Consider the following 5,879-nt stretch of genomic DNA (forward strand, 5'->3'; position numbering starts at 1 on the left):
ATTAATTTTAAATTCTACTTTAATCCTGGGAAATTTTGTTGTCGCAATGCTTCATAAATCAATAAAGCAGCAGTATTAGATAAATTTAAAGAGCGAATATGATCACTCATAGGAATTCTTAAAGTAGTATCTGCATACTTCTCTTTCACCCAATCTGGTAAACCTGTCGTTTCTCTACCAAAAATAAAATAATTTTCTATTTCAGTATTTGAAAAATCAAAATCACTATAAGTTTGTTTACCAAATTTAGTAAGTAAATAATATTTACCATTTGTCACTTCGAAAAATGATTCAATATTTTCATGATAAGTGATATTAACATGTTCCCAATAATCTAATCCAGCTCGTTTTAGCATCTTGTCATCTGTACTAAAGCCTAATGGTTTAATTAAATGCAAGTGTGTATTAGTACCTGCGCATGTACGTGCGATATTTCCAGTGTTTGCAGGTATTTCTGGTTGGAATAACACAATATGATTTGTCATTTTATTTCCTCATTTCTAGTCCTTTTCTCATTTCAACTTGAACTTCTTCAATCTCATTATCATAGTGCTCATAAATAAATGTTCTTGCATCATTGCCAAGTATTTGACCAATAGCCCAATATGCTGTTCCTCTTATCATGGGTCTTGGATCATTCAATGCTACTTCCTTTAATTCAGGAATAGCCGCTTCTTCACCAAAATGTGCAAGTGCAATAATTGCATTCCGCTGTATAGGTTTTTTACCTCTCCATGCTCCTGCCAAATGACCATAAGTATTTTTAAATTCTTTATTACTCATTTGTAACAATGGAACTAAACGTGGCTTTAATATTTCAGGTTCTAAAATAATATCTTCGTGGGTTGTATTAATACCTCTATTTTTCGGACAAACTTGTTGACAAGTATCACAACCATAAAGACGATTACCGATTTTATATCGATACTCATCTTTTAAATATCCTTTAGTTTGAGTTAAAAAGCTGATACATTTTTGAGAATTCAGTTGACCATTCCCTACTAAAGCGCCCGTTGGACATCTATCTACACAAATTGTACATTCTCCACAACTGTCTAATATAGGATCATCTGGTTCAAAAGGAATACTAACTAACATTTCTCCTAAATATGTCCAAGTTCCTAGTTTTGGATTAATAACAAATCCATTTCTACCAACGAATCCTAATCCTGCTCTTTCAGCTACAGCGCGATCTGAAAGTACCCCAGTGTCAACCATGCTTTTTATTTCGACATCAGGGACCTTGGATTGAATAAATTCACTTAATTTATCTAATCTTTTTTTCATAATTGAATGATAATCTTGACCCCAAGAGGCTCTCGCAAACATTCCTCTTCTATCGCCTTTTACACTTTTTGGCGCTCCCTTTAGCTTATTTGGATAACCAACAGCAATAGCTATGATAGAACGTGCTGTGGATAATGATAATTTAGGTTCTGTTCGCAGCGCAATATCTGATTCTTCAAAACCTGATGCATAACCTTTTTCATGATAATCTACTAACTTTTGTTTCAGTTCATCGAAAGGATCAGCGGTAGTAAAACCAATACTATCTATACCAATGGAATACGCATAGTCAATGATTTCCTGTTTAAGTTGATGGTTCATCAACACTCTTGCCTCCTATAAAAAAGTCCATAGAATATTTTAACATAATCTTAATTTTTTATGATATTAAATATTTTTATAAATAAAAAAGAATCTGAGATATACTTTGAAGTGTCTCAGATTCTTTAACTTTGAGAATTTCATAAAGAAAGTCTATGTTTATAATTCAGAATACATTCTATCTTCTTTTCTTAATTAACTTTTATTACTTTTTAGACATAAAACCTTATAAATGTTTTATTAGTCTTTACATACAACATGCTATAATACTTTCGCCAAAAAGTTTTTAGTTCTTTCATGTTTGGGATGATTAAATAATTGATCAGGTGTTTCACTTTCAACGACATATCCATCTGCCATAAATATTACTTTATCACCAACATCTTTAGCAAAACCCATTTCATGAGTTACAACCACCATTGTCATACCTTCTTTAGCTAAATCTTTCATAACTTTAAGTACTTCATAAACAACTTCAGGATCAAGTGCTGATGTTGGCTCATCAAATAATATGACATCTGGATGCATAGCTAAAGCTCTTGCTATTGCTACCCTTTGTTTTTGTCCGCCAGAGAGTTGAGAAGGATATGCATTAGCTTTCTCTTCAAGCCCTACTTTTTTTAGAAGTGCTTTACCTTCAATTTCTAGCTTTTTTAAATCAACATTTTTTAACAACTTAGGTGCTAAAATGACATTTTCTAATACTGTTTTGTGAGGAAATAAATTGAAATTTTGAAATACCATTCCCATTTTTTGACGTAATTCATTTAAATTTATATTTTTATGTGTTAATTCTTTTCCTTCAAAAATCACTTTTCCATTTGATGGAGTTTCTAATAAATTCATACATCTTAATAATGTACTTTTACCACTTCCTGATGGCCCTATAATTGCTACAACTTCCCCTTTATTAACCTCTAAATTAATATCTTTGAGTACTACATTTTTATTAAATGACTTATTTAAATTTTGAACTTTAATCACTGGCTTTCATTCTCCCTTCGATTAAACTCATACCTCTAGACAATGTAAATGTTAAAATAAAGTACATTATCGCAGCGATAATTAACGGTGTAAAAGGATCAAATGAAATACCTTGTACAACCTGAGCGTTAAACATAATTTCTCCTACTCCAATAGTAGAAACAATAGATGATTCTTTAATTAGTGTTACAAATTCATTACCTAGTGCTGGTAAAATATTTTTAATTGCTTGGGGTAAAATGATATATCTCATTGTTTTAGAATAATTTAATCCTAAACATTGAGCTGCCTCTGTTTGCCCTTTATCAACAGCATTAATTCCAGCTCTAAATATTTCTGCAATATAAGCAGAAGAATTAATAACTAGTGCGATAGTACCACATACTAATGCTGAAACATCTAAACCTAGAACAGCTGTAGTTCCAAAGAAAACTAAAAATACTTGAACTAACATCGGTGTTCCTCTTAAAAATTCTATGTAAATAGAGGCAATCCATGACAGCAATTTAAACTTACTCAATTTAGCTAAAGCAATTAAAGCTCCTAATACTGCTCCTAATACTACACCAATCATTGATATTAAAATTGTATTTTTAAGTCCTTTGATGAAAAATGCACCATACTTATCAAAAAAGCTACTATCGTCTTGCATATCTTTAGAAGCTTTGTCCATGTATTTGCTAATTAAATGTTGGTCATTGACTTCCTTAATAGATTTATTGACATTTGCTAAAAGAATAGGTGAATTTTTTGGCACAGCTATGACATTATCTTTCTTTTCTTCATTAAAATTCACATTGGCTATCATTAAGCTGTTATTTTGTTTTACATATGCTTCAGCAACGGGTTTTTCTATTACTAACCCTTCTACCTTATTACTTTTAACTGCAAGAATAGCATCTGGTAGACGATTTAATGAACTAATGTCTGCATTCTCTATTTCTTGTTGAGCAATTTTTTCTTGTTCAGTCCCTTTTTGTGCCGCAACTTTTTTATTAGAAAAGTCTTTTAATGTATGAAATTTATTTTTATCGCTTTTTCTAATAAGCATTACATTGCCCGTTTTAGTATAAGAATCCGAGAAATCAACTTCTTTCTTTCTTTCTGGTGTTGAAGTCATACCAGAAATAATAACATCAATTTTTCCCGTTTTTAATGCACCGAGTAAACTATCAAATTGCATATTCACAATTTTTAATTTTAAGTGATTATCTTTAGCAATTTTTTTAGCTAAATCAATATCTATACCTACGTATTCACTCTTACCTTTTACAGTCTTTTCAAATTCAAATGGTGCATAATCAGCTGATAATCCTACCCTTAATTCTCCACTTTCCTTAATTTTTTCCCATTTTGCATCTTGATCAGCATGAGCCATAGGTTCTTTATTTATAAAGGTCAAACTAATTAAGATTGCTATGATAATTGTTTTAAACATATATTTCATATAGCAACCTCCTATAACTTTTTAATTATTATACATAATAAAGAATTAATATGCAATAAAAATTTTAAACAAAAAAAGCATCTATAGTAATATAGATGCTTAAATACCATTAAAATAATATTATTGATGTGTAATTTCAAATCTATAAATATTATCATTATAAGATGGTATAAACTTTTTGCATAATTCATGAATAATAAAAGCACTAATGAATGGAACAATAAAATAACCTAATGCTAATAGAATAATATTAAATGTCGAATCACCCGGCATTCTATTAAACGCATTAATTGGACCAACTAATCCTGTATAACCAAATCCAGCTGATAATGGTGTTCCTTTTATACCAATGAAGTATGTTAACAAACCTGAAATAATACCATTAATGGTTAATGGTATTGCAATGATTAAATGTTTTAAATAAACAGGAATCATCATCTTCGCAGCGCCAATAAATAAAACTAAATTGACACCAACTGAATTAACACGTAAAGAACCAAAGAAAAAAGTAACGCATGCAGCAACAATTCCCATGTTTGCTGCACCACTACCTAACCCATTTAAACTAATAGCTGTAGCAATAGCAACTAGAGAAATTGGCGTAACCATTAATAGTGAAAACGTCACACTTATCAAGATAGACATAATTAGAGGATTAAATTCAGTAAATGAATTAATCATATGTCCTAAACTTTTTGTAATAATTTGTATATATGGCAAAGTCGTTAATCCAACTAATCCGCTGACTACTGGAATAAATACAGGTAAAATAATCATTTCTAAAGAACCAAATTTTCCTTGTAATAATAAAAATAAAGCACATGCGATAATAATAACTAAAATCACGTTTATAATATCGCCAATTCCTTTTAATGCAATACCATTTGCATTCATTTGTATAGCTCCAGAGCCTAACATTGCTGATACACCTATCATACTAGCACCCGCACCACTAAATTTGAATTGATGTGCTGCCAGTATTCCAATAATAAATGCCATAAACGATTGAATAATTGTCACTAATTGAAAAACAAGCTCTAATATTGGATGGTGATCTTTAAATAATTTTAGTAGTTCTCCTAAAAGTGCATTGGGAAGTAATGCAATAACTACTCCTGCACCAACTGCATTAAGAATATTACTAAAAAAATATTTTAAGTTTATTCTAGTTCTACTCATAATAGCCTCCATTTTTAAATATTAGCTATATAATATTATATTATACCGTTTTATACAATATAAAATAAGTAGTTAAAAAATGATCAAATAAAAAAGGATTAAGTAGAGTGTTCTACTTAATCCTTTTAACTCCATTAAATACCGGCGGTCGGGGTCGAACCGACACTCCAATAAAGGAACGGGATTTTGAGTCCCGCGCGTCTGCCAATTCCGCCACGCCGGCTTAATATAGATAAATAAAAAACTTCCCTATGGAAGCAATTATGGAGCGGAAGATAGGACTTGCACCTATATCTTGTTCCGGGAAGGAACATATTCTAAAAATTGAACTACTCCCGCATTGTATCAAATTATGGAGCGGAAGATAGGACTTACACCTATATCTTGTTCCGGGAAGGAACATATTCTAAAAATTGAACTACTCCCGCATTATATTAAATTATGGAGCGGAAGATAGGACTTACACCTATATCTCATTCCGGGAAGGAATGTGTTCTAAAATTGAACTACTCCCGCATAGCACATGGAGGCGGCAACCGGATTTGAACCGGTGATAAAGGTTTTGCAGACCTCTGCCTTACCACTTGGCTATGCCGCCAATAAAAAACTGGGCTAGCTGGATTCGAACCAGCGCGTGACGGAGTCAAAGTCCGTTGCCTTA

At 31.4% G+C, this 5,879-nt stretch carries 5 protein-coding genes and 5 tRNA genes; all 10 read right to left on the bottom strand.

Translation table 11 applies throughout. From position 1 onward, the window contains the following. Positions 1 to 14: 14 nt before the first annotated feature. On the bottom strand, positions 15 to 485 hold the full coding sequence (gene trmL, locus CD034_RS06900) for a tRNA (uridine(34)/cytosine(34)/5-carboxymethylaminomethyluridine(34)-2'-O)-methyltransferase TrmL (RefSeq protein WP_002455146.1): 471 nt from the start codon (positions 483 to 485) through the stop codon (positions 15 to 17). Position 486: 1 nt separating this feature from the next. After that, the gene (gene queG, locus CD034_RS06905) at positions 487 to 1,608 is read right to left on the bottom strand and encodes a tRNA epoxyqueuosine(34) reductase QueG (RefSeq protein WP_037554399.1); all 1,122 of its coding nucleotides are present in this window, start codon (positions 1,606 to 1,608) and stop codon (positions 487 to 489) included. A 261-nt stretch (positions 1,609 to 1,869) separates the two neighbouring features. Then, the gene (locus CD034_RS06910) at positions 1,870 to 2,592 is read right to left on the bottom strand and encodes an amino acid ABC transporter ATP-binding protein (protein ID WP_002449645.1); all 723 of its coding nucleotides are present in this window, start codon (positions 2,590 to 2,592) and stop codon (positions 1,870 to 1,872) included. Continuing rightward, complete coding sequence (locus tag CD034_RS06915) at positions 2,585 to 4,030, bottom strand: ABC transporter substrate-binding protein/permease (RefSeq protein WP_370444865.1); 1,446 nt, start codon at positions 4,028 to 4,030, stop codon at positions 2,585 to 2,587. The genes CD034_RS06910 and CD034_RS06915 overlap by 8 nt, the downstream gene beginning before the upstream one ends. 129 nt (positions 4,031 to 4,159) lie before the next feature. Beyond that, complete coding sequence (locus CD034_RS06920; protein ID WP_050215204.1) at positions 4,160 to 5,218, bottom strand: PTS sugar transporter subunit IIC; 1,059 nt, start codon at positions 5,216 to 5,218, stop codon at positions 4,160 to 4,162. A 139-nt stretch (positions 5,219 to 5,357) separates the two neighbouring features. Then, positions 5,358 to 5,441 (bottom strand) — tRNA-Leu (locus CD034_RS06925). A gap of 41 nt (positions 5,442 to 5,482) precedes the next feature. Then, positions 5,483 to 5,557: transfer RNA gene (locus CD034_RS06930), tRNA-Gly, on the bottom strand. Positions 5,558 to 5,571: 14 nt separating this feature from the next. Continuing rightward, positions 5,572 to 5,646 (bottom strand) — tRNA-Gly (locus CD034_RS11225). 14 nt (positions 5,647 to 5,660) lie between these two features. Continuing rightward, a tRNA-Gly gene (locus CD034_RS06935) sits at positions 5,661 to 5,734 on the bottom strand. An 8-nt stretch (positions 5,735 to 5,742) separates the two neighbouring features. After that, positions 5,743 to 5,816: transfer RNA gene (locus CD034_RS06940), tRNA-Cys, on the bottom strand. Positions 5,817 to 5,879 lie beyond the last annotated feature (63 nt).

Origin of the sequence: Staphylococcus hominis subsp. hominis (genome assembly GCF_002901845.1) — a bacterium.
Taxonomy (GTDB): domain Bacteria; phylum Bacillota; class Bacilli; order Staphylococcales; family Staphylococcaceae; genus Staphylococcus; species Staphylococcus hominis.

Coding starts and splice junctions, on each gene's coding strand:
- queG (WP_037554399.1), bottom strand. CDS start 1,608: ATGAACCATCAACTTAAACAGGAAATCATTGACTATGCGTATTCCATT.
- trmL (WP_002455146.1), bottom strand. CDS start 485: ATGACAAATCATATTGTGTTATTCCAACCAGAAATACCTGCAAACACT.
- CD034_RS06920 (WP_050215204.1), bottom strand. CDS start 5,218: ATGAGTAGAACTAGAATAAACTTAAAATATTTTTTTAGTAATATTCTT.
- CD034_RS06915 (WP_370444865.1), bottom strand. CDS start 4,030: ATGTTTAAAACAATTATCATAGCAATCTTAATTAGTTTGACCTTTATA.